Here is a 23,059-nt window from a genome sequence, read left to right on the forward strand (position 1 = left end):
ACTGGTACAACAACAGGTACTACCACTGGTACAACAACAGGTACTACCACTGGTACAACAACAGGAACTACTACTGGTACAACAACCTTTTAATATTACCTCTAGTAGTATTTCATATCAAACTAAAAAGGCAAGCACCATCTGGTTTTTGCCTTTTTAGTTTATACATCCCACTTTATCATCAACCCTTTTCCCGCTCAGTATATGAAGTACCTCACTCAGTACCTGCAGCGCATTTTTACCGTAGACCTGCGCGCACTAGCTGTTATGCGTATCTGGATTGCGGGCATTATTTTAATAGATCTTGCCATAAGGGCATCCGATCTTGAAGCACATTACTCCAACATGGGGGTGTTGCCATTGCACGTGTTGCACCAGCACCTATGGCTCCCACACTTCTTTTCATTTCATACACTTAGTGGGCTTTGGCAATTTCAGGTAGTACTTTTTGCACTGGCAGCCATTTTTGCTTTTTGCCTGCTCATCGGCTATAAAACACGTTTTGCCACTGTCCTGAGCTGGCTGTTTCTGCTGTCGCTACACAACAGGAACCCGCTTATTGCCCAGGGCGGCGACGATATGCTACGCATGCTTCTTTTTTGGGGGATGTTTTTGCCGTGGGGAAGATTCTATTCCTATGATGCCACAAAAACCAAGGTCAACAGCAACAATGCGTCTGAAACAAATTATTTTAGCGCCGCTACAGCTGCTTATATATGCCAGCTAGTCTTTCTATACTTTTTTACAGCCATACTTAAAAACTCGCCTGAGTGGCACTCTGACGGCACCGCCCTTTACTATGCCCTGAGCCTGGACCAGATTTTGATGCCTATAGGAAGGCTGATTTACCCTTACCCTGAGTTGCTGCGGGTTTTAACTTTGGCGGCTTACCACACCGAGCTACTCGTGACATTCCTGTTGTTTATTCCTTTTTACAACAGCTTCTTTAGAATAGTCGTCGTAAGCGTGTTAGTGACTTTCCACATTGGCATAAGCCTGACACTTTTTGTCGGCCTCTTCTACCTCATAAATATAGCCTCTGTAGTTGGCCTGTTACCAAAGCCTGCTATGGACTGGATAGACAGAAGGCTCCTTAACTCTTTCCGAAGGCCTTACACAGGTCATTTTAAAAAATTCTTTAAGCGTCTGAAGGCTCCGAACCTGGTTAGTGTACAGGTTAAAGTTAATCGCCCTTTGTTCCCGCCTCACACACTTCGTATTGTTCGCAACAGCTTTGTGCTGTTTGTGCTTTTCTATTGTTTTTGGTGGAACCTGAGCACAACCCATATTCAAGCACCTAAACTCCCCGACGAAAGCAGGTGGTTTGGCTACATGGCTAGAGTAGACCAAAACTGGAGCATGTTTGCGCCTATTGTTTTTAGAGATGATGGGTGGTATATATTGGAAGGCCAGACAAGCGAGGGGAAAATAGATTTAAACCAGCAGGGCAAAGAAATCAGTTATACAAAGCCCGCTTCTGTAATGTCGCTTTTTAAAAACGACCGCTGGCGCAAGTATTCAGAAAACTACCTGTTTGTGCACAATGCTTATATACGGCCCTACTACTGCAACTACCTGGTGCGCCGCTGGAACGAAACACACCCCAACCGGCCCATAAAACAGCTGGAGGTAGTTTATATGAAAGAGCCAACGCAACCTGATTACCAGGAGGTGACACCAACACGTGAAGTGCTTTGTATTTGTGCAAATGCACCTGAGTAATAATTTTACAGACAGCATTTACAATCATTTTACCACAAACCCCGTAAAACGATAAATCATTAATATTAAATTAATTAGCTATGAAAAAGACTTATGTTTCTATATTATCAGCGGCTTTATTTTCCGTTACTATGTTAGCAAGCTGTTCTTCTGATAACACTACAGGCGTAGACACTGAAGAAGGAGCAGGCACCAATATGGACGGCGGTACAACTGCTGGAGCAACAGGCACTATGGACATGGAGAACGATGGCACCATGACAGATACCACTAATATGGGCACAACAGGTGGCATGACCACAGGTACTACAACAGGCACTACTGGTACAACAACTGGAACAACGACCGGAACAACAGGTACTACAACCGGTACAACGACAGGCACTACAACTGGCACCACGACGGGTACTACCACTGGTATGTAATCAAACATAAATAAAAAGCGAAGGCCGCCAAGTTTAAACTTGGCGGCCTTCGCTTTTTATAGGCATGGACGTACGCTATTCGTCGTCGGCTAACAAACAGCCTATACTGGCCGCAACTAGCCCACCTAACAAGTATAAACCTACTGTCATAGCTTGGGTTTCAGATGTACGGTTACTTGGCTTTTCGCCTAAGCCAAGTGGACCAGGTAATAACACAGCTCCGGCCCCTGCCGCACCTCCCAGTAAAGCACCCCGCCACCAGGCACTAGCACCTGTACCTACAAGGCTGTAGTATAACGAATTTGATATAATGTCTCCTACCATCGCCCAACTATGCAACTTCTCGTAGTCGGCAGGCGGCTCTTCACCTGCTTTTTTCATAGTTTTGGCAATAGCTCTCATTCCTAATAAGTCCATGCGAGGTGCACTGGGCTCGAAGCGCCTTACGGTTTCATGCACAAGCGTAATCACACAGGCACCTGCCACTCCACTTGCCACAGCTTTTAGTATATTCATATTTTGTCTCTTAATAGTATGTTGGTTTGTATACGGAAAGCTACTAAAACTGGTACCATAACCTACACACTGCTATCCTACTGTGGCAGCACCTTTACCAGATCTGCCACCACACTGTCTGTTTCTTTTTTCCTTGCATCACGGGGGCTGTCGAACACCACCAGCAAGCGCTGCTCATCAAAAATAGCTAGGCCTTCTGCTTTGTCTTTTCCAGACTCTTCCCCAAAACCGTGTGGCACTTCACACAACCGCTCCAGTTCATGGTTATGCACCAATGTTTCCTCTGTCACACCTACAGCGTTTCGCCAGCGGTAAACGGCAATCACACCGTCTAAATCCATGGTTGGGCCAGCCAGCACATATATATCATTCTTAAAAACACGAAGCTCTCGAATTCCTTTTCCTCTTAACTGCAGAAAGTGCTTCTTATACGGCCGCTGCTTTGTAAGCTGCTTAAGTTTTAAGATGCCTTCTGCCTCTTCTTCAGTTTCTAGTTCCAGCACAATGGCCCAGCCTCTTAGCACAGGTCCCCGTAGCCCCACATAAAGCGTGTTGCCACCCACAGCTATGCCTTCAATATCGAAACCGTTGTCTTTGCCTGGTATAGGCAGGAAACTAGCAATATGTTCATCATGCTGTAGCGCTTCTGTCAGCAGGTTTCCCTTTTCGTCTCCATTCAGTTGCGCAGCCCGAAGCATGTGCCCTGGGTTTGCTGGGTCTGGGCATTCACGGAACAAGGTATAATCGCCCGTTTCCTGGTCTTGAACCATCGGGATACGTGCCAGCAGATAGCGGTTGGGGTCTGCTTTTACTTTACTTAAGCGCTTCGCCTGATCAGGAAATGAGTCGTGCTGACGGGGCTTCTTACGCTTCAGGCTGTGCGAACCTATAATCCAGAGGTAATTATTGTCGGCTCCCATTCCTTCAATGTCTATCTCACCTTCGCCTGGCAAAGAAAGATAATCTCTTACGTTAAAAGAAAAATGCTCGCCAAAGGTACCATCTGGCATCAGCTTCAAGCGTTCAATATGGGTACGTTCGTCACAGCTCAGCCACAGGTTATCGCCTGTCCGCAGCACCGTAGACAATCCATCGCGCACATGCTTTCCATCAGGGTTTATACTTAGCGTTGGGTCGAAATGCAGGACAATTTCATCTTCCATCTTTTTTTGTAATTACACTTTGCAGTTAGTTAAACAGATAAGTTAAAAGCTATAAAGGCACAATAAAAACATACCTCCGTTGAAATTACTTGCAGTACAATACAGCATGCACCATATAGCTTATCACCTTAAAACGTAGAAAGGCCAGACTATGCAAGCCTGGCCTTTCTACTAAATACTTATGTTCTGAATTATCTATTTTCAGAGCTAGAAAGATTTCTTGTCTCAGAGCTACCGCTGGCTCCTTTATTAGAAATGTTTTTCGTTACTCTACCAATCTGGCTCTTCACTTTTTCCTGGTTTGCTGAACCCATTGCCAGCCAACCTGCACCAAGTGCAAGCACAGAGCCGCCAATTACTTTTTGAGTTGTGCTTAAGCCATTCAATTTATCTAAAGAAGAGCTTCCGAAACCCTGTAATTTATTTGTGATGTTACCAAGTCCACCTTTTCCAGATGTTCCAGAAGTACTGGTGCTTGCACCTTGCATATCACTGCCTGATTGAGTGCTGCTAGTTAATACTTGGTTTGATTTAGATTTTGCTGTTCTATTCTGATTGCTTTTCATAGTATCAAGATTTTAGTTCTACGTAGAATGTCGACTCCAGAAAAAGCAGCACCTTGCTACTCCTTCTAAAGCTCCGTAAGTATTTGTATCGGCTTTCGAGTAAGTATGTTACATCAATAGCTCTTATTTCACCTTATTCACAAGTTATACTTTACAAAGTTATAGTTCAAGAGGAAAGCTTTACTTTTTTAAGCTTTTGCAGAGCCTCGGCAACTTTCTCCCAATCCTCTTTTTCAGCTTTTAGATCCGATGGTTCGTTTACTTGTTCATAAAAGTTCAGGATATCTTTTCTTAGCGCTGGCGTTAAGTGCTTAAACTCATTCTTTTCCAGTTTCACTAACAGCTCCGCATACGTTTCATCGGTTAACTTGTATGTTCCTGGCGATGTGGGTTCGCCTGTATCCAACTGCATGTTATTTAATGCAGGCTCACTCTGCCGCATGCTGCGCAACACAGCACTGTAGTTATCAACGGTTGTGTTAAAGCTCTCCATAAACAGCTTTTCTGCTTCTGGTGTCGGCATTTTAAAGCCAAGAGAGCTTAGGGGGCCTACTTTGGGCAGTATTTTTATAATCCAGGCTAGAATGCGGGCAAATAGATTTGGCTTCTGATAGTCTTTTCCCCACTGCTCATGAAATTCAGTCTGCCGCATCCGATAAGTAAACTTACGCTTTGTGATATCCTCTTGTGCTGCCTGAATATCATCTTTTTTCGCCTGCCACGCCGCATCTGTAAGGTCAGGGAAAAAGCCTTTTATAGTATAACGGTAAGTTGTTATCGCCACCGTCGTGCTGGCCAGTACATCGCCCAACTCTAAACCATATGTAGCCAAAAAAGCCCGCTCCAGCGATTCCCTCGACACTTCAAAGCCGATAAAATTCTTGTACTCTTCTGGTGCATAATGCCCGCGAGCCGCCTGTAAAACATCAAATCCAAACTCTGTTTTTACATGCGATACCACGTCTTCGGCATATGTAACCACATCGCCATGCTCTTTCCTTACTTTAGGGTATACCAGCGGCACCGCTTTGTTGGTACCAAGTGGATGCCCGTAGATGTCGGCGTTATAATGCGCCAGAGCGCCCAAAGCAAAAGCAAGCTCATTAACGTTTTCTGATTCATTAATCAGGTTCTGCACAAAATCTCCGCTACGCATATAGTGCACCAAGTCTGTAAAAAAGGTGTTCCCAAACGGGAAGTAGCCCATATCCTGAATAATAGAGCCGCCATAAGCATAAGCATGTGCCTGCCTTAGCTCTTCCGCTGTGGCTGCGGGAAAGCGATGTTTGAGTAGTGGAAGCAATTCCTTTTTCCAGGCTGCATCAACTATGGCCTGGTGCGAGAGCACCCCATAAGCCGATGCCGACTGTACGTTGCTAGTTAAAAGCAGAAGCGCTAGAATGGCAATCTTTAGCAGCCTCCTGGTAGAGATATAGTTCATATACGGCTCTACGTACTTTGCATGCAAAAAGTGCTATATATATTTTCTTCTCTAACTCCGCCGCAGGCCCTATATCATAATGAGGGGCAATCCTAGAAAAGCTTTCATTTAGACTCGTGCCATGTAAAGCCTCGCAGCCTTGGGTATTTGTGCAGCACCTCTTGCTTATAGCTGCTGCTTTAGCCTCTGTAGCCATTGCTCTGTTTGCTCAGACAAGGAGTTTCTCACTATAGCCCTACTGCGGTACAATTGCCATATTAGGTTTATCTAATACCTTACCTTGTTTACAGAAACTTATAAGCCCTTCACCCCTAAAAAGTTAAATATAGACAACTAACTCAAACTATATAAAGTACATAATTATATGAAACGACTTGAACCCATCTTTGATAAAATCCTGCTTGCTGTAGGTATACTGTTGATTGGGGTGCTTTGGGTACAGTTTCCTGAACATCCGACTCGTGAAGTTGAACACCTAACGATTTATCCTTCTTCAGAAACACAGGTGACATCTTCTGCTAAATGGACCCATATAAGGCCCACAAAAGAACTTTCACCACAACAGGTAATTCGGATACAGCTTAAAGCATTACAGCAAAACGACCCTGCTGACAGCGGCGTAATTACTATCTTTAATTTCTCTTCGCCTACAAGCAAAGTAAATATGGGCCCTATAAACCACTTCAGGCTTTTAGTGCGCGACCCAGCTTATCGCCCCATGCTAAACTTTAAATCGTACAAAGCAGGGCAAATGGTTATATCAAAAGACATAGCTTACCAACTGGTGGTGTTAGAAGATACTGAAGGACATGAGGCTGCGTATATGTTTATACTAGCAAAGCAGAAAAACGGACCTTACAAAGACTGCTGGATGACTGAAGGAGTTACCCGCTTTGACAACGAAAGAGAAACCAATATCATATAACTGCTCTCTATACTAAAGGCAGTTCCATTTTAATGTCGGCCCGCTGGTATATGCTTGGTGGCATTGGCACCTCCACAAAGCCAAGGCGCTGATACAGGTTAAGAGCTGTTGTCAACCTCCTGTTCGATACCAAATACACCATAGAAGCCCCAGCCTCCCTCGCTTTTGCAATAGCTGCTTCCCCCAGGCGCTTCCCGATCTTCAGACCTTGCACCTTCGGAGAAACAGCCATTTTGGCTAACTCAAATACACCGTTTTCTTCTTTTATCAGAGCACAGGTACCTACAGTTTCACCGTTGTAATTGGCCATTAAAATACAGCCTCCTTTGTTTATGATGTAGTTTTGCGGATCTCCTAAGGTTTTATAATCAGCCTCCTCCATTACGAAATACTGCCGTATCCACTCCTCATTTAATTCACGGAACTGCTGCGCATAGGCTGGCTCAAAATCTACTATTGCTACAGGCGCAGTAACATCTAAAGGTATCATAGCTTCTAAAATGAAATACAAAGTTATAACGGCACCTTTAGAGCACCAAATGTTCTATTCATACAGCTGTGCTCAAATGCAGCCAGAACTTTGTAAGCGTATTTCTTATCGGACGATGTTTCCTCGCAGCTCACCATCAGGAAAGGCATCGCTGTAGATACTAATATACCAGCGGCCTGCTTTTAGGTCTGCTTCTTCTGATTCTGTAAGCGGCCTGGTAGAGCCTGTTATGCTGCCATCTGTACCTGAATCAAAATCGGCTATTTCTATGATGGCAGGAGCATTTGCGCCAGAGGTGGTGACTGGGCCATGAAAACGTATAGCCGTGGTAGCGTTACTTTGGTCGCCGAGCTCCCAATTTATGTCGTAGCTTAAGATGTTTGTTTCGTCGTTATAAGTACCAGTAAATGTACCTGAACCTGTTGTCGTAACGCTTGGAACCTGGTTTGCACCGTTTAGCTCCACCTCATAAAGCAGTAATCGCTCAATATCCTCTTCATTGTTACAGGCTGTTCCTGCCAGGAGCAACACCAGCACTGAAAGCAGAATGCTAAATTTTGTAGTTAATGTTTTCATAGTCGTAGAAAGTAGGTATCTGTACTATGTTTACTCACAATCATGACTATGGTTTAAGGCTAACAGACTTTTATGAACGTATAGTGACTTTGAATACCCTTATAAAATAAAAAAGCAGGTAAAACCTGCTTCTTTTATAACCAAACTAATCTAACTTAATAAAACTTTTTAAGTAACAGCCTGTCTGTATACACCTTCTTTTTTTCTCCGCTACATTACTAACTAGCTATTATATTTTATCAAATTTGTAACACTAAGTGAGTCGTTACTAATTTGAGATTTTAAGATACGTAAAAAAATATAAAAGTTGCAATTTTGATCATGTTTTTTTATTAAAATATATCTTTAGACAGATACAATATTCTAAACTACATCTGATAACCTGCATCTTAACTTCAGCATGACTCCAACAGCTAGCGCTTATAGTTCAGACAGCTTTTCTCCCTTATTAGATGAGCCATTACTTTTTCATCCGCTCAAGCACCACCTTTCTTACATTAAGAGCTTTATAAAAACTAGCAGCACCACCCCAAATAACAAAGTGGTACAAGCCTTACGAACCATTGGTAGCTCTCAACTGGACCTTTATGTAGGACAGCTTACCCTGCCACAGTTATCACAGGAACTCCTACTACATCTTCGGCAGCAAAACCTGTTAACTGCAGCTGCTTTTTACCGCTACCTTACCAAGCACGGCACCGATTACTACACTGTCACGCTCTCCGATACTTCCACCTGGATTTTGCGTTGGGGCAATGTCACGGACAGATACGTGCACCTACACCCTGGGCGCTATGCAACCAACACCGTTCGTGTAAAAGCAAACAACCTAAAAACAGCCATCGCAGTAGCCATTGCCAACAGGCAAACTGGCACACCAGCTATAAACTTACACCTCATAAACCAGGTGAGAAAAGACTGGCTTGCGCTGCCGCCTCTAAAAACCTTAACAGCAGAAGACGGCTCCCTCAAACTATTAGCACTACTCACCACTGATCATTAAGTCGCTATTCTATTATTAACATCAGAAGATCAGTCTTATTTATCCTGCCATTTTGTACTTATGGCTTGGCCCTCTACCCAAGCTGTTTACATAAAGATGAAAGAAGCACGCCAATGGTTGCTTTAAGGTGAAAAAAATTTAGCTGAAGGAGAACAGTGTTGTTCTTCTTCAGCTAACACAGTTGAAAAGGCTACTATCTTTTATCTAAAGCCAAACAGCAGTGGGAATATAAATGTGACAATGACAGCCCATACCGCATATATTGGCAGGAACATCGCGATTTGTTTCCCCACTTCGGTAATGTCAGCCTTCTTTGTAAAGACTTTGTACAGCATGACCATGACAAGCAGCAGGTTGATCAAAATCAAAATATTACCTCCGAGCACCGCCGCTCTATTCGGTGTAATTCCCCATTCTGAAATTCGGAATACAATGGCAGACAGCGCTATGCCATTAACAACTATCGTCACAACAGAAAGCAAGAGAAGCACTAATGTACCTGCCTTGCTACTGCTACCCTTCGATGTCTCGGCAACTGAAAAGAAGATGATTGCCATCACTCCAATTAGCAGTGTGTTAAAAATCAGCAAAAACTCACGATCGTTGTAAGGGTCTTTGCCAGTTAAGACAATGGCAACAAGGTAAATGGTAAGCATAACCAGCACAAGCGGGCAAAAGATCTTGGCAATTACAGGAGAGACTTTATTGACCAAGTGAGGATTTACCTGCGTAAGGTATGTCCCAACTATAGGAGCAGCGGCAACCCCGAATATACCTACGTACTCAAAATAAAGGCTTTCAATATCAAACCCTATAAGTGAGAAAAGCCCAATTGTAATGCCTGTCATCAGTCCTCCTGCTATCAGGATAAGGGTTGTCATCACAATTAAATCGCCGTTATACCTCAAAAATCCCAATCTCATTTCGTGGTTGTTCTGCTTGTTGCCCACAAAAGCGACGCCTAAAACGGCCCACAAAAACAGCGGTAAGTGAATGCAGGATAAAATTAAAGTATCGCTTGTATCGCTATTGGGAAGGGAGTTGATAAAAATGACAGATATAAGTACCGCACCAGCAATGAAAAAGATAAACTTTACCTGAAGCTGATTCTTCCAGGCAAAATAGGCAGCTAAAAGCGGAAAAACAATAAAACTAATGTTTCTTGGGTAGAAGAACTCTTCGCCTACAGGTAAAAAAGCAGGCAACTTTGCAACAGTACCTGCTAACAGCGATAGCACAACCACAAATAGCAATTCGCCTCCAGTTCCCCACGAAATTTCTTCGCTTTCGTAGTTAAGCCTCTCTTTCCAAAAGTTCGCAAGTGTGTTATCCTTAAGTGCTGGATACAGTGCGTTAAACTCCTTTTTAAAGGCCAGTTTGTTGTCCCGATACAACCTTTCTAGCTGCCCTGGGTCTTGCATGTTGGTTAAAATCTCGTTTTTCATATGATGGTGTTTTAATATTTGCGAAACACTTGTTTTAAATATGTATTTAATAAATTATTTTATATACCCTTAAATTATAGACACTTATGGCAATCCAGACCAAACAAACGAGTTGTAATGTTTGCTGATTTAGCTAATGCTGCAGCCAGTATTTCTGTCTTAGTCACAACTATATCTGCTGACATGCTACAACTGCTTGAGGAGAACTTTTATTCGGTTGCCCCTGCCTCAACATAGATGCTACCATCGCAGAAATATGTAGTCGCAGGAAAATCATTTAAATAATATTCTCTTCTATTTCAGACGATTAAAAGCACTTTGTGTTTCAAAGTTTAAGGACAAAAAAATTAGTTCCTACGGCTTATTGTTCAAAATAAGGCGCTCCAGTGCATCCAGGTGGTTCTTGAAAGCCTCTCTCCCTTCGTCTGTAGCCATATAGCGCGTATTGGGTTTGCGCCCTATAAATTGCTTCTCTACCCGTATATAAGCGGCATCTTCCAGGGCACGCAAGTGGCTGGCCAAATTACCATCTGTCAGTTGCAGTGTTTCCTTAAGGGTACTAAAATCTATACTATCCTCCACCATCAGCACCGACATAATGCCGAGGCGCACTCTACTCTCGAAAGCTTTATTTATATGTTCCAGGTATTCCTTCACGTTCTCCATTTACTCGACAGCTTTATAAGTGGGCGTCATTCGTTGTACCAGCAATGCTCCTAGTACTGTTCCTTAGCTTCGCTGACCTCAGTTTCTCAACACCTACTATTGCCAGTGCTCCTAAAGTATAGGCAAGCATATCAATCCACTCAAACTGATTGCCCAAAACAACATTAGCTAGCTTAGAACTCTTTAGTCCTAGCCAAACTATAAAATTTAAGTACTGCAGCAGCTCTACAAGGTAGGCAAATATAAGCGCACCTGCCGCAACGCTACCAACTGAAGCGGCTACAAAGCTCTTCACAAAACAGTAAATAAGCATTACCACCAAAAAGTCTCCTACATAAGGTCTGACTATGGCATCATGAACAAACCCAGCGATCAGGACTTCAACTAAAAACAAAGCTACTGTAAAGAAGAAGTATTTCTTATTGAAGGTGAACATGTACGTTTATCTAAGTTGAACTTTAGGCAATAGCTTATTGATTAGTTTCTGCTCTAACTACGACTTCTCGTATTTATAATACATCACGGCTCCGTAAATGATGTGCAGTACGCCAAAACCAAGTACCCAAGCCACAAAGCCATACTGGATAAAAAAGCAGGCAAGCAAACCCAGCACTACATCGCAAAAACCTAGATAACGAATGTCTCTGAAGGTGTATTTACTGCTATTGATGAGTGACAGGCCATAAAAAATAAGCATAGCTGGTGCGACCAAGTAAATAATGTCATGGTAAAGCAACACCAGGCAAAAAGCGCCACCTACTGCCAGCGGAATACATAAGTTCAGCACAAGGCGCTGCCCCTGGCTATGCCAGATAGACTGCTTTACTTTTTGTGCCTTACGTGCCGAAAAGTAAATAGCAGCGCTTACTGCCAGCAAAAATACCAGCGCCGCAACAACAGCCAAAAACACCACAGCCTCGCTACTTATGCCACTGCTGTAAACATTTTGGTACTGCAGGTTATGCTTATTAAAATACCAAAGAACTGCCCCAGCACCTGCCAGTGCAGAAATACCTGCAAAAATACCTGCCACCCCACTTAACGAGATAAAGCGGGAGGAGCGGTCCATGATGCTGCGAATCTCCTGCAGGGCTTCGAGTTGTTCTTGTTGCTGCGTCATATAAAGTTCTTTGTATTTCAAAGTTAATATATTTTTGAATTTGTCTACTACAGCGCCTGAATATTTTTTAAGATTGCCAGGTCTATAAAAAGTGTTGGCGCTGCTCCTGATGAGGCAGCGCCAACTTTCATAGTTTTATTTTGTACGTAATGGCTTATGTATTTTGTGTGAACAAGCTCGCTTTGCTACTCATTAGGAGCCTCAGGTGCTTGGGGAACTTGAGGAGCCTCTGGTGCCTCAGGCGCAACAGGAACCTCTGAATGTGTTTCCTCAAATGGGGATTTACTTTCATCTACATGAAGCTTTGCCAGGCTTATCATAACTGTAATAAATAGGAGTACCGTTACCAGCAGGCCAAGCAGAAGTTTATTACTTGTGTTCATCTTTCGTTCTTTTAATAATGTAAGACATTAACCTAAAAACACTTTAGCTAAACAGCTCCCTCGTTAGACCACGCCTGTGCATACTTTTTCAGGTCATCTATAGTAAGGCCCAGCAGCTGCATCGTTTTAAAAAACATAGGTAACTCCTCCTGTATAAACTGCTCTTTTTTCAGAGCAATGGTTTTCTCAAGCCCGTCGTCGGCCAAGAAGTATCCTATACCTCTTTTGTTGTAGATAATGCCTTTATCCTGGAGGTAGCTGAAAGTTCTCATAGTGGTATTGGGGTTAACTTCAAATTCAATTGCCATGTCTCTGATAGAGGGGATCTTGTCTCCACTGTCCCACTTCTTTTGTAATATATTCTCGAAGAATCGATCCGCGATCTGTAGATAAATCGCCTGGTTATCTTTAAATTCCATCTTACACCTGCCTTTCTTTTAGTTTGAAAAATGAGACTACTAAGAGGAACGGAGCAAGCAAGTACCAGAAGATAAAAGGTATAATCTTCGTAAAAATATACTCTGCACTGTCCTCAAACTCCTTCGACAGGTTGTGAGGCCCTACCCCATGCCCCTGAAATAATGTGTACACTAGCCCGCTGCTATAAGCTCCTACTACAGCCGCTATCAGAAAAAGGGACAGCAGTGTTTTAAGAAAGTTATGGCCTTTAAAAGTGCAGGCTCCTACAAAAAAGATTGTCTGAGTTACGAGAAACACTTGCACAACACGCAGTACTGTTTTATCGAAAAGACTCGGGAAAACGCCTGGAGCCTTAGCTATAAGGCAGCTGATGAATGCCAGTAGTACCATAAATACGGCAAACACAACAATGTAAACAGGCGAAGAGATAAACCAAGCCCCTACTAGCCTTTCTGCAGTAGATACAGGCAAAGTTAAGAAAGTGAAGCTTTTCTGAGGCGAGTTCATTTCGTTGAACACACTGCTGGTAAAAATATAGCCACCAACAAAAAACACCACTAGGTACAGGTTACGCAGACCAATCAAGGTCCCCACTTCGCCTGGATTAAAATATGCAAAAAGCGCTGATATCATCAACAAGGTGCCTGCCACGGCTGCCACCGAAATACCAAGGGCTCCCATGTTCATGTACAGTTGGCGGTTTATAAAGTAGCCCAGCCTTTTTAAGTCAAATATAGGATTCATAGTTTTATTTTGCTAAACATTCATTTATAGATACTGAGTCATTTGTGATACCATTGAGCAGAAGCTCCAGTAAGCTTGCGTAATCTAGTTGCTCGGCCTGCACAAGCGAAGCACATGCAATGGCCGCTATGGCAATTTTTAGCGACTTGGTGTTTAGGTTCAGGTATAGCTGCCTTACAGCAAAGCCACTCCATCGGCTAAGGTTAAATACTTGATTCATAGTTTTGGTTGGCAAAGTGCCTGTTAATCTTTTCCGCGTCTTTTACAATTCCGTTAAACAGCAGCTCCATATCCACACGGCTATCAAACCCAGAAAGGTTTTTCACAATACCAGCTCTTCGGCCGTGCAGGTCTTCGGAATACAGTATTTCATCTTCGGGCACACCAGCCAGGTTATACTCAAAGGCCATGCGCTCCGAGATATCGGCTATGTTTCTGTTAAAGATGATATTGCCGTGCTCCAGCACCACAATGTTGTCAATCAGGTTTTCGAGGTCGCGCACCTGGTGCGTAGAGATCACAATGATCTTTTCTTCGTCCAGCGCTGAAGCCATTATCTTTCTGAACTGGCTTTTAGAAGGAATATCCAGTCCGTTGGTCGGCTCATCCAGTATTAGCAGGCGCGCGTTGGTAGCCAAACCAAAAGAGATAAAGAACTTCTTCTTCTGACCATAAGACAAGGTAGACAACTTGGCATCGGCAGGAATATCAAACTCTCTGATGTAGCTGTCGAACTGCTCGTGGTTGAACTTGGCGTAGAACACTGCATTTGTTTTAACAAAAGCATTCAGGCTCATGCCTGGCAGGTTAAACTCTTCAGGTATGATATAAATATCCTGAAGCATGTTAGGATTACGATCTGTGGCATCATATCCGAACACACGGCAAGAACCTCTATCTGGATACAATAACCCAGCTATATGCTTTAACAGGGAAGACTTACCTGCACCATTCTTGCCTAATAGGCCATAGATGTAGCCTGGCTGCAGCGTAAGGTTTAGGTTATCGAAAAGAAGCTTCTTCTTTTTATACCCAAATTGAACATCTTGTAACTGTATCATCTGCTATTGTTTTAGTGTACTAGTTACTTAGTACACTACAAATGTACGAGAGGTTTTGAAATTGTCAATACTTTTCGAAAAATATTTTTTATTTTTTCTAAAGATGCTCCAGATGACTACACAAAAACCTTTAAAACACTAGTTATCAACACCTAATAGCATCCTTAGGCACCAAAGAACTTTGCCTAAGAGACACTACTATTGGTATTAGGATTAAGCTTGGCACTGCATGAAATAGCGAAACTAGATCAATTGACGAAAGGAAGAAATGGATGATTGTGCTTACTCAGAACTTACCTGTACCTGGTGCAAGTATATCGATGTGTGGAAAGAATAAGAGTAGAAAATTTTATTTAAGGCAGACGTAAACTTATCTGATACGGCTCGTGCAATTGGGAAATCACAAAATTAAAGCTCCGCCAGTTGCTGCTCAATTTTAGCCAATTGGTTACGTTGCACCAGCGATACGGTGCCACTTTCCCGCTCCTGGTAAAGCAACAGCGTCTTCACCTTTTCGAGTAGGTTTCGCTTTGTTTGTATATCCTGTTCCAGCAGCGCATCCTGCTCCAGCAGTTGTGCCAGCATTTCCGCTTTCTTTACAGCGTCCTTATCTTGCTGCAGCCATGCTAGCATTTCTTCAGGAGTATTATCAAGTATAAAAGTCCTGCTTTTGTCGAAGTAAGTTACGTAAATACTCTCCAGTTCCTCTGATGTTTCCTCTGCGGTTCTTTCGTTTAGCCCGTTAATCAGCTTGTTCAGCGCATTCATAAACGACTGAATCATGCGCATGAGGTAATCCTGCCTTTGTATCATAGTTTCCGAGGAATAGTAGAACCGTTACTTACACCACATCTGTACAGACGCCTGTTGCGCAATTATGTTCCAGTTAATGAGCATCAGATAAGGATACCTGCTAAGAAGTTATTAAGCCGACTCTATAGCTTTACAATCTTCGTTTTATGAACTTCGTTATTTAGCTGCACCTCCACAAGGTATACACCTGGCGCTAACGAAGCTACACTAAGTATTTGCTCTAGCACTGTATACGTTTTTTGAGCAACTGTACCCGAAACTTTCTTCCCCAGCATATCTCGTATACTTACCGTCACCTCACCTGTTGCATTGGAGGCAAGTTCCAGCACAAACTCTTTACGCACAGGGTTAGGCCCTATTTTGAGCTCCGACTTCGGCAGTGTAATAATATGCATCAAATTTTCACTGTTCGACATGCAGCCATTGGTTATTGTTTTCACACGATACAGCCCCGTATTTTTAACCAATAGCTTCTGGTTTGTTCCTCCATTTACAGGCTGATCGTTAAAGAACCATTGGTAGGTATCGGCTTCAGGAGCAATGAGTGTATCAGCACTGGCTGTAACAGCTATTACTTTGGAATGTATGTTTACAACCACTGCACTTGCAGGGCTCTCGCAGCCGTTTACAGTTTGTGTAGCATAAAAAATAGTGGTAGCTGTTGTAACTGGTATATAGTTGTTGCCAGAGAATAGTTTCTGCTGCTTTGTGGCATCTTTGTACCAGGTGATGTTACTGCCATTTGCAACCAGGGGCAACAACGCATCGCCTTCACATTGCAGCGGCAATGCTGCCACCGCTGGCGCTGGCGGCACTGCATAGCGGTTAATCTTTACCTGGCTCCGTGAAACTCTTTCACATAAAGTGACGGTCCATTCCAACACCGTTTCTCCAAAACCTATATCCTGTACACCAGAGGCAGGGCTATTGAGGTCGATAATGGTTGCCTGCCCGCTTATAAGTCTCCAGCGCCCAATGCCTTTTGTTGGCGTGTTGGCCTGTAGCACAGCCTGGTTTGTTGCGCATAAACTAATGTTGGCACCTGCTTCGGCTACGGTAGGTTCTTCAAAACTGCAATCATATACCACAAACGGTGCTGGTGGTGCTATAATAGTATCACCAATTATGTTTATAACTTCATTGGTGGCAATAGGGCTGTTATAGTCGAAATAATTATAAGCTGTGTTTCGAATAACAGTGCCTTTAGGATTATCAGGATTTTGTGCGATAGAAAACTTAATATACCCATGGCTGCCAGGCTCATCTGTTTTATCATCTGGCAGATTGATGTCTTTGAAGGTAAAGGAAAGTACAGGCTTGCCTTTACCCGACACAGTGTAAGTAAAAGGATGGGAAGCGGAGCCAACACGTAAAGACGAAATATCCAGGTGCTCGCTTATGATATCTTGCACCACTACTTTATAAGCTACATCGGTGCCTGTATTCTGGAAACGAATTAAATATTCCAGTTCATCTTCAGCTTTAATATACCTCCTCCTGGTGATACCCTTAGGGCCTACTTGCTTGTCATTCGGATCGTAGCTATCTACAATCTCCAAGCATGAAATATCTGTTTCAGCATCGGCATCGTCCTGGTAAAAAGCATCAATAGGCGTCACTACAGGTTGAGTGCTTGTTGGAATAGTTGATGGCTGAAGGCTTACTGTTGGGCGGCTTTTGCCAGGGTGATGCGGCACCTGATCTGCCTCCAGACGGAAGGTAGCTAACTGGGCTGGAATTTCTAAAGTAGTGAAAGCTCCTTTCTTTAGCTTTACTTTACCTTTTTTCACCAATGCTGCATTAGCAAATACACGATAAGAAGTGCTGTCAGTCATGTCTCCCTCACCTTCGTTCATGATAGAAAATACTGCCGTCTGCTCCTGGTTAAAAAAGCTTCCTGCTACGGCCACACTTGCATGGCCCCAGTCATGGCTCGGTGGCGCACAAGAATTTTTAGGTGAAATAATGGCGGTCACACACTGGCTTAAGCCACGGATGCCTTCGTTACCACAAATGGTCGAATCGACAATAATAAAGCTTTTACGCTCTCCTGCCCTTACAGTACCCACATTAAAAACCAAAGCAGAATCTAGTTGGGCAGCCCATGGCAAGCTGCTGCTGATAGGTATTACATATTTAGGGTAAAGAACCTTTATTTTAACGTTCTGGGCATCTGCTGTGCCTTCGTTAGTGTATGTAACAGTAGTGTTGCTTCGGAAGCAACGACGGCGGCGGTCAGCGGCTATATCAACGGTTAGCTGCGCACATTCTAGTATGTTATAGCCAAAGTCTACGTTGCGCGCTTCCTTATGTAAACTATCGGCCAAGATTGGCACACGTTCCTGACAGCTTTTTATCAGCTGCGACTTTGTATTAGGCCCCAATAAGGGTGTAATGATGTACCTGCCATACGGAACACTGAACGAATAATACCCATGCTCATCTGAAGATACATATTGTGAGCCAGGTTCTATTTTGATTAGTTTATTCGCCAAACCTTTCTCAGTTGCACCAATCATGCAATCCTGGTTCTTGTCTTCATATAACCTCCCGCTCACTCTTGCAATAGGCCCAACATTTAGCGTATCTTTTATCTGCCCAATAAAAATATCTCCTTGGCCTTTACTTACTAAAAACTTATCGTTGTTAACTAACCGCTCATGAAAAGTACCAGCCAGCACTACTTTCTTCTGCTCGGGCAGGAAAGACAAAGTTGGATAGCTATTACTAGCAGATCCTCCAAAACTAGTCACTCCTAATGTTTCACCATCCAGATTAAGGTTGATAAGAAATATATCATTCCGAGACTTTGACTTCAAGACTATATCTCTGAACTTATAGGTATCCCAGAAACTGCCTGTCAGGTAAAGGCTTTTATTGGCATACATTAATTTCGGGTTTGCAATGCTCCCCTGGAAGCCAACTCCCCATTTAACTATACCTGTGTCATCTAACTTTACCAAAGTTTCTTTAAAAGACCTGTCTATCAAAACTCCATTGATGGTGACAGACTTAGCATCTCCAAAGAAAGCTTTGGAGATAAAATAGATGTTGTTATCTGTGTCTAGCACAACATCATTCGATGTACCCGTCCTCAGCGGATAACTTTTTGCCCAGATTACATTCCCATCAGAATCTCTTTTAACAAAAAACCTATCTCTAACAAGTCCATAATCATCAGCAGGTGTGTTGTTTGTGAGTGTGTGCCCAGAAATGTTAATGGTACCTGAAAATCCTCCTGCTGTTATCACATTCCCATCAGAATCTATCAGCACATCGGTATAATTTATGTTGCGCTCTAAAGAAGTCTTCACCCACAACACTTCGCCTTCTGGGCTAAACTTTGCCAAAAATTCTGTGTACGGATAATCGCCAGAGTCATCAAATTCAAAGGTTATACCGTCCATCGCTGTTCCATCAAAACTACCGACTACATACACATTCCCTTGCTTATCAACGGCTATGCTTTGGCCTATAAAATCCCTGAATATTTTCTTTGACTTATATTTTTTCTCCCAGACTAGATTACCATTTGGATCTAACTTCTCAAGAATGAAAGTCCCGTAGTGGACACCTCCTGTTATATAAGTAAACCCAGCATTTTCAACAGCAATGTCATTGAAAGAATTACTTAAAGCAACAGGGCTCTCCTTCACCCAAACACACTGGTTATCCTTATTATACTTAGCCACGAACCCATTCAGAATCTCTTTCTTGATTGTTCCGAAGTCAATTTGCTCCGCCTGGTAGCCTGGTATTTGAACGGAGCCTGGCATGCCAATCACTCCTAATACATACCGATTCTCATCCTTATCGTGCAACACCTTAATGACATGATCATTATAGCTACCGCCAATAGATACAATGTTATCGGCAAATTGAGCTTGTACCGAGCCTGACCATAAGCATAGGCATAAGACAGGGAGGAACAATATGAGTATAAGCTGCTTCATATAGGCTGTATTTCTATCAGTAACAGCAAGTTACACAACTATTTTAAATTAAAAATATTATATATAACAGCCTCCCCCCTAAACTTTATAAGCTAATAAAAGAGAAAGCCCAGCCATTTGCATGGCTGGGCTTTCTCTACATTATATATTGATGCTTAAATATGAATTGCTCTGTTCTCTGTTGCAGCTAAACAAGCTTCTTTCATGGCTTCGGTGTAAGTTGGGTGCGCATGGCTCATGCGGGCAATATCCTCTGCCGATGCACGGAATTCCATCGCTACCACTGCTTCTGCAATCAAGTCAGCTATACGTGGGCCGATCATGTGCACGCCCAGTATCTCGTCTGTTTCTTTATCAGCCAACACTTTCACAAAACCATCTGTATCGCCAGATGCCTTCGCGCGGCCAGACGCCTTAAACGGAAACGAACCAGACTTATAAGCACGGCCCTGCTCCTTCAGCTGTTCTTCGGTAAAGCCTACGCCTGCCACTTCTGGCCAGGTATACACCACTCCAGGAATCAGGTTGTAGTTGATGTGCGGCTTCTGCCCTACAATCTGCTCGGCTACCAACACACCTTCTTCTTCGGCTTTGTGTGCCAGCATCGCGCCACGCACCACGTCACCGATGGCATAAATACCAGGCACGTTTGTTTCTAGGTGGTCGTTCACAGCAATCATACCGCGTTCGCCCAGTTCTACGCCAGCATTTTCTAAACTTAAGCCTTCTGTATAAGGCTTACGGCCAACAGATACCAGCACGTAGTCACCTTCAAACGTTACAGACTCGCCTTTCGGATTGTCGGCTGTTACTTTTACAGTTTCGCCTTCGTTCGTAGCGCCTGTTACTTTGTGGTTAAAGAAGAACTCGAACCCAAGTGTTTTCTTCAGCACACGCTGCAATTCTTTACCAAGTGCACGGTCCATAGTTGGGATGATAGAATCCATAAACTCCACTACCTGTACTTTGGCACCTAAACGCGCATATACAGAACCTAACTCCAGGCCAATCACACCACCACCGATGATGATCAGATTCTTAGGGACCTCTGTTAGAGACAAGGCTTCTGTAGAAGTGATAATACGTTTTTTGTCGATTGGCAGGAAAGGCAAAGCGGTAGGCTTAGAACCCGTCGCGATGATAGTTTTATCGGTTTCAATCTCCTGCACATTCCCATCTGTACCTGTTACTTTAATCTTGCTCTTGTTTACAAAAGAGCCAAGGCCAAAGTAAGTATCGATCTTGTTTTTCTTCATCAGGTAAGCAATGCCGTCGTTGTTAGACTTTATTACTTCACCTTTACGCTTGATCATCTGCTGCATATTGATCTGCAGGTTGCTCAGTTCGATACCATGTGTGCTAAAAGCATGCGCCGCATTATGGTAGTGCTCAGATGAATCGAGCAAAGCTTTAGACGGTATACAGCCTACATTTAGGCAAGTACCACCCAGTACATTATATTTTTCAACTATAGCGGTTTTAAGACCAACCTGTGCGCAACGTACTGCTGCCACATATCCACCAGGTCCAGAACCGATTACTACTACATCGTATTTCATTTCTGTTAAATTAGAAATTAAAAATTAGAAATTATGGGTTTGACTTCATTGTGATGAGGATCTTACTGATGACTTTCCGCAACTGCATACAATCCTCATGTATTGAATCAAACGCTTTTTCAGGAACATATTGGCTGTCCTTTAGCAGACGCAACCAATATGATGTTTCCCTTGCTTCCTTTGCCGCTATATTCAATTTATGAACGAAATCAGCTTTAGAACTTGCAGCGATGGCTTCCTCTACATTTGCTCCGATAGAAGTACCGCTTCGCAGCAACTGCTTTGCCAGCACAAACTCCTTCTGCTCTCCTGTCAGAAACTTATAAAGCTTTACAACCCGAAGCGCAAAAGCATAACTCCTATCAAGAACAACATTTTGCTTCTCCTCCCCCACAATTTCTAATTTCTAATTTCTAATTCATAATTAGGCTTAAACGCCTAACAACAATCTCATCGGATCTTCCAGTAGTTCTTTCACACGAACCAGGAAGCTAACCGACTCACGACCGTCAATGATACGGTGGTCGTAAGAAAGCGCCACATACATCATTGGGCGAATCTCAACCTGACCGTTTATAGCTACAGGGCGCTGCACAATGTTGTGCATACCTAGTATAGCCGACTGAGGCGCATTGATGATCGGTGTAGACATCATAGAACCGAACACACCACCATTAGTGATAGTGAAGGTACCACCTGTCATTTCCTCAATAGACAATTTACCGTCGCGTGCTTTTTTAGCCAAACGGATAACTTCTTTCTCAATGCCATCCAGCGATAAACTCTCGGCGTTACGGATAACAGGTACTACCAGACCTTTTGGAGAAGAGACCGCAATAGACACGTCACAGAAATCATTAAATACGATTTCATTGCCATCTATCATAGCGTTTACCGCTGGCCACTCCTGCAGCGCAACTGTACAAGCCTTGGTGAAGAAGGACATAAAGCCTAAGCCGACCTCGTGCTTCTCCTTGAATTTCTCTTTATACTTAGCGCGGATATCCATAATCGGCTTCATGTCTACCTCGTTGAAAGTAGTCAGCATAGCCGTTTCGTTTTTCACCTGCACCAGTCGGCGAGCAACTGTTTTACGCAGCGAGCTCATTTTCTCACGACGTTGGTTACGATCCCCGCTGGCGGCTGGCGCTGCGTTAGAGGCCGAAGCTTCTTGCTTAGGAGCAGCTGCAGCTGGTTTAGCAGCAAGCTTCTGTGCATTCTGCGCATCTTCTTTCGTGATGCGTCCGTCGCGGCCAGTGCCTTGTACGTCAGCAGGGTTAACACCCTTTTCAGAAAGGATTTTGCCTGCAGCTGGCGATGGTGTGCCAGAAGCATACGTCTGGTTGCCGTAACCTGTGGCAGCAGCTGGTTGCGCTGCTGGTGCAGAGGCTGAAGCAGCAGGAGCGCTTGGCTGTGCTGCGGGCTTAGCAGCACCAGCACCTGCTACGATGCGGCAAAGCATACCTCCGATTTCTACAGTATCTCCTTCTTTCGCTACAATTCGCAAAGTACCTGCCGCCTCGGCTGGTAGTTCAAAAGTAGCTTTATCAGATTCCAACTCAGCAATCACTTCGTCCATTTCTACATAGTCGCCGTCGTTTTTCATCCAGCTTGATATAGTTACTTCAGTGATTGATTCTCCTACCGTAGGCACGACCATATCCACGGTCTCACCTGATCCGCCGCCACCTTGTGCTGGCGCAGAACCCTGTGCAGCAGGCTGTGAAGTTTCAGCGGCAGGGGCCGCTGGCGCAGATCCACCCGCACCGTCTTCTTCTATGTTGCAAAGCAGACCACCTACCTCAACGGTATCGCCTTCCTGTGCTACAATGCGTAAAATGCCTGCTCCTTCGGCTGGCAGTTCAAATGTGGCTTTATCAGACTCCAGTTCAGCAATCACCTCGTCCATCTCCACACGGTCGCCGTCTTTTTTTAGCCATTGGGCTATGGTTACCTCGGTGATAGATTCACCTACAGCAGGCACTTTAACTTCTAGACTCATATTTTTTCAGAATTATGAATTATGAATTACGAATTATAAAGAGAGGAAGCTGAATAGGTTTACCTA

24 protein-coding genes are annotated in these 23,059 nt (G+C 43.6%); 4 read left to right on the forward strand and 20 right to left on the reverse strand.

Going from position 1 to position 23,059, the window contains the following annotated elements; genetic code table 11:
* Nucleotides 1-204 precede the first annotated feature (204 nt).
* Entirely contained in the window at nt 205-1,722 is a 1,518-nt protein-coding gene (locus tag LN893_RS14310; protein WP_229971199.1) for an HTTM domain-containing protein, read from the forward strand.
* 80 nt (nt 1,723-1,802) lie between these two features.
* Nucleotides 1,803-2,147: a hypothetical protein gene (locus LN893_RS14315; RefSeq protein WP_229971200.1), complete on the forward strand. Its 345-nt coding sequence runs from the start codon at nt 1,803-1,805 to the stop codon at nt 2,145-2,147.
* A 75-nt stretch (nt 2,148-2,222) separates the two neighbouring features.
* Here the strand turns inward: LN893_RS14315 and LN893_RS14320 are convergent, their stop codons facing one another.
* The 4 genes from LN893_RS14320 to LN893_RS14335 form a co-directional block, all read right to left on the reverse strand.
* The gene (locus LN893_RS14320) at nt 2,223-2,663 is read right to left on the reverse strand and encodes a hypothetical protein (RefSeq protein ID WP_229971202.1); all 441 of its coding nucleotides are present in this window, start codon (nt 2,661-2,663) and stop codon (nt 2,223-2,225) included.
* A 77-nt stretch (nt 2,664-2,740) separates the two neighbouring features.
* Nucleotides 2,741-3,826: a DUF3616 domain-containing protein gene (locus tag LN893_RS14325; protein ID WP_229971204.1), complete on the reverse strand. Its 1,086-nt coding sequence runs from the start codon at nt 3,824-3,826 to the stop codon at nt 2,741-2,743.
* A gap of 191 nt (nt 3,827-4,017) precedes the next feature.
* Complete coding sequence (locus LN893_RS14330) at nt 4,018-4,392, reverse strand: hypothetical protein (RefSeq protein WP_229971206.1); 375 nt, start codon at nt 4,390-4,392, stop codon at nt 4,018-4,020.
* A gap of 166 nt (nt 4,393-4,558) precedes the next feature.
* Entirely contained in the window at nt 4,559-5,833 is a 1,275-nt protein-coding gene (locus tag LN893_RS14335; RefSeq protein ID WP_229971208.1) for a zinc dependent phospholipase C family protein, read from the reverse strand.
* Nucleotides 5,834-6,197: 364 nt separating this feature from the next.
* Here LN893_RS14335 and LN893_RS14340 point away from each other — a divergent pair, with 364 nt between their 5' ends.
* Nucleotides 6,198-6,758 (forward strand): DUF4864 domain-containing protein, encoded by a 561-nt coding sequence (locus LN893_RS14340; protein WP_229971210.1) that lies wholly within the window; start codon nt 6,198-6,200, stop codon nt 6,756-6,758.
* A 7-nt stretch (nt 6,759-6,765) separates the two neighbouring features.
* Here the strand turns inward: LN893_RS14340 and LN893_RS14345 are convergent, their stop codons facing one another.
* A complete protein-coding gene (locus LN893_RS14345; protein ID WP_229971212.1) occupies nt 6,766-7,248 on the reverse strand; it encodes a GNAT family N-acetyltransferase in 483 nt (160 codons plus the stop codon).
* A gap of 105 nt (nt 7,249-7,353) precedes the next feature.
* Nucleotides 7,354-7,824, reverse strand: a complete 471-nt coding sequence (locus LN893_RS14350) for a CHRD domain-containing protein (RefSeq protein WP_229971214.1) — start codon at nt 7,822-7,824, stop codon at nt 7,354-7,356.
* 400 nt (nt 7,825-8,224) lie between these two features.
* On the opposite strand from LN893_RS14350, the gene LN893_RS14355 reads away from it, so the two are divergent.
* The gene (locus LN893_RS14355) at nt 8,225-8,827 is read left to right on the forward strand and encodes a hypothetical protein (protein WP_229971216.1); all 603 of its coding nucleotides are present in this window, start codon (nt 8,225-8,227) and stop codon (nt 8,825-8,827) included.
* A gap of 200 nt (nt 8,828-9,027) precedes the next feature.
* On the opposite strand, the gene LN893_RS14360 is transcribed toward LN893_RS14355, so the two are convergent.
* From LN893_RS14360 to odhB, 14 genes are all read right to left on the reverse strand, one after another.
* Entirely contained in the window at nt 9,028-10,272 is a 1,245-nt protein-coding gene (locus LN893_RS14360) for a hypothetical protein (protein ID WP_229971218.1), read from the reverse strand.
* Between the two features lie 354 nt (nt 10,273-10,626).
* Nucleotides 10,627-10,938, reverse strand: coding sequence for a winged helix-turn-helix domain-containing protein (locus tag LN893_RS14365; protein ID WP_229971219.1), 312 nt, complete (start codon nt 10,936-10,938; stop codon nt 10,627-10,629).
* A 13-nt stretch (nt 10,939-10,951) separates the two neighbouring features.
* Nucleotides 10,952-11,374, reverse strand: coding sequence for a ribosomal maturation YjgA family protein (locus LN893_RS14370; RefSeq protein ID WP_229971220.1), 423 nt, complete (start codon nt 11,372-11,374; stop codon nt 10,952-10,954).
* A 57-nt stretch (nt 11,375-11,431) separates the two neighbouring features.
* Entirely contained in the window at nt 11,432-12,079 is a 648-nt protein-coding gene (locus LN893_RS14375; protein WP_229971221.1) for a hypothetical protein, read from the reverse strand.
* A gap of 164 nt (nt 12,080-12,243) precedes the next feature.
* Nucleotides 12,244-12,441 carry a hypothetical protein gene (locus LN893_RS14380; protein ID WP_229971222.1) on the reverse strand — a complete coding sequence of 66 codons (198 nt, stop codon included), beginning with the start codon at nt 12,439-12,441 and terminating at the stop codon, nt 12,244-12,246.
* A gap of 47 nt (nt 12,442-12,488) precedes the next feature.
* The gene (locus LN893_RS14385) at nt 12,489-12,860 is read right to left on the reverse strand and encodes a GntR family transcriptional regulator (protein ID WP_229971223.1); all 372 of its coding nucleotides are present in this window, start codon (nt 12,858-12,860) and stop codon (nt 12,489-12,491) included.
* A gap of 1 nt (nt 12,861) precedes the next feature.
* Entirely contained in the window at nt 12,862-13,605 is a 744-nt protein-coding gene (locus tag LN893_RS14390; protein ID WP_229971224.1) for a hypothetical protein, read from the reverse strand.
* A gap of 4 nt (nt 13,606-13,609) precedes the next feature.
* Entirely contained in the window at nt 13,610-13,825 is a 216-nt protein-coding gene (locus LN893_RS14395) for a hypothetical protein (RefSeq protein WP_229971225.1), read from the reverse strand.
* Nucleotides 13,809-14,666, reverse strand: a complete 858-nt coding sequence (locus tag LN893_RS14400; RefSeq protein WP_229971227.1) for an ABC transporter ATP-binding protein — start codon at nt 14,664-14,666, stop codon at nt 13,809-13,811. The genes LN893_RS14395 and LN893_RS14400 overlap by 17 nt, the downstream gene beginning before the upstream one ends.
* Nucleotides 14,667-15,074: 408 nt before the next feature.
* Nucleotides 15,075-15,479, reverse strand: coding sequence for a hypothetical protein (locus LN893_RS14405; protein WP_229971229.1), 405 nt, complete (start codon nt 15,477-15,479; stop codon nt 15,075-15,077).
* 122 nt (nt 15,480-15,601) lie between these two features.
* Nucleotides 15,602-19,432, reverse strand: a complete 3,831-nt coding sequence (locus LN893_RS14410) for a DUF7619 domain-containing protein (RefSeq protein ID WP_229971230.1) — start codon at nt 19,430-19,432, stop codon at nt 15,602-15,604.
* A gap of 155 nt (nt 19,433-19,587) precedes the next feature.
* Entirely contained in the window at nt 19,588-20,991 is a 1,404-nt protein-coding gene (lpdA, locus tag LN893_RS14415) for a dihydrolipoyl dehydrogenase (RefSeq protein WP_229971231.1), read from the reverse strand.
* A 31-nt stretch (nt 20,992-21,022) separates the two neighbouring features.
* Complete coding sequence (locus LN893_RS14420; RefSeq protein ID WP_229971232.1) at nt 21,023-21,385, reverse strand: four helix bundle protein; 363 nt, start codon at nt 21,383-21,385, stop codon at nt 21,023-21,025.
* Between the two features lie 36 nt (nt 21,386-21,421).
* The gene (gene odhB, locus LN893_RS14425) at nt 21,422-22,993 is read right to left on the reverse strand and encodes a 2-oxoglutarate dehydrogenase complex dihydrolipoyllysine-residue succinyltransferase (protein WP_229971234.1); all 1,572 of its coding nucleotides are present in this window, start codon (nt 22,991-22,993) and stop codon (nt 21,422-21,424) included.
* Nucleotides 22,994-23,059: the final 66 nt, after the last annotated feature.

The organism is Pontibacter harenae (genome assembly GCF_020907245.1).
GTDB lineage: Bacteria > Bacteroidota > Bacteroidia > Cytophagales > Hymenobacteraceae > Pontibacter > Pontibacter harenae.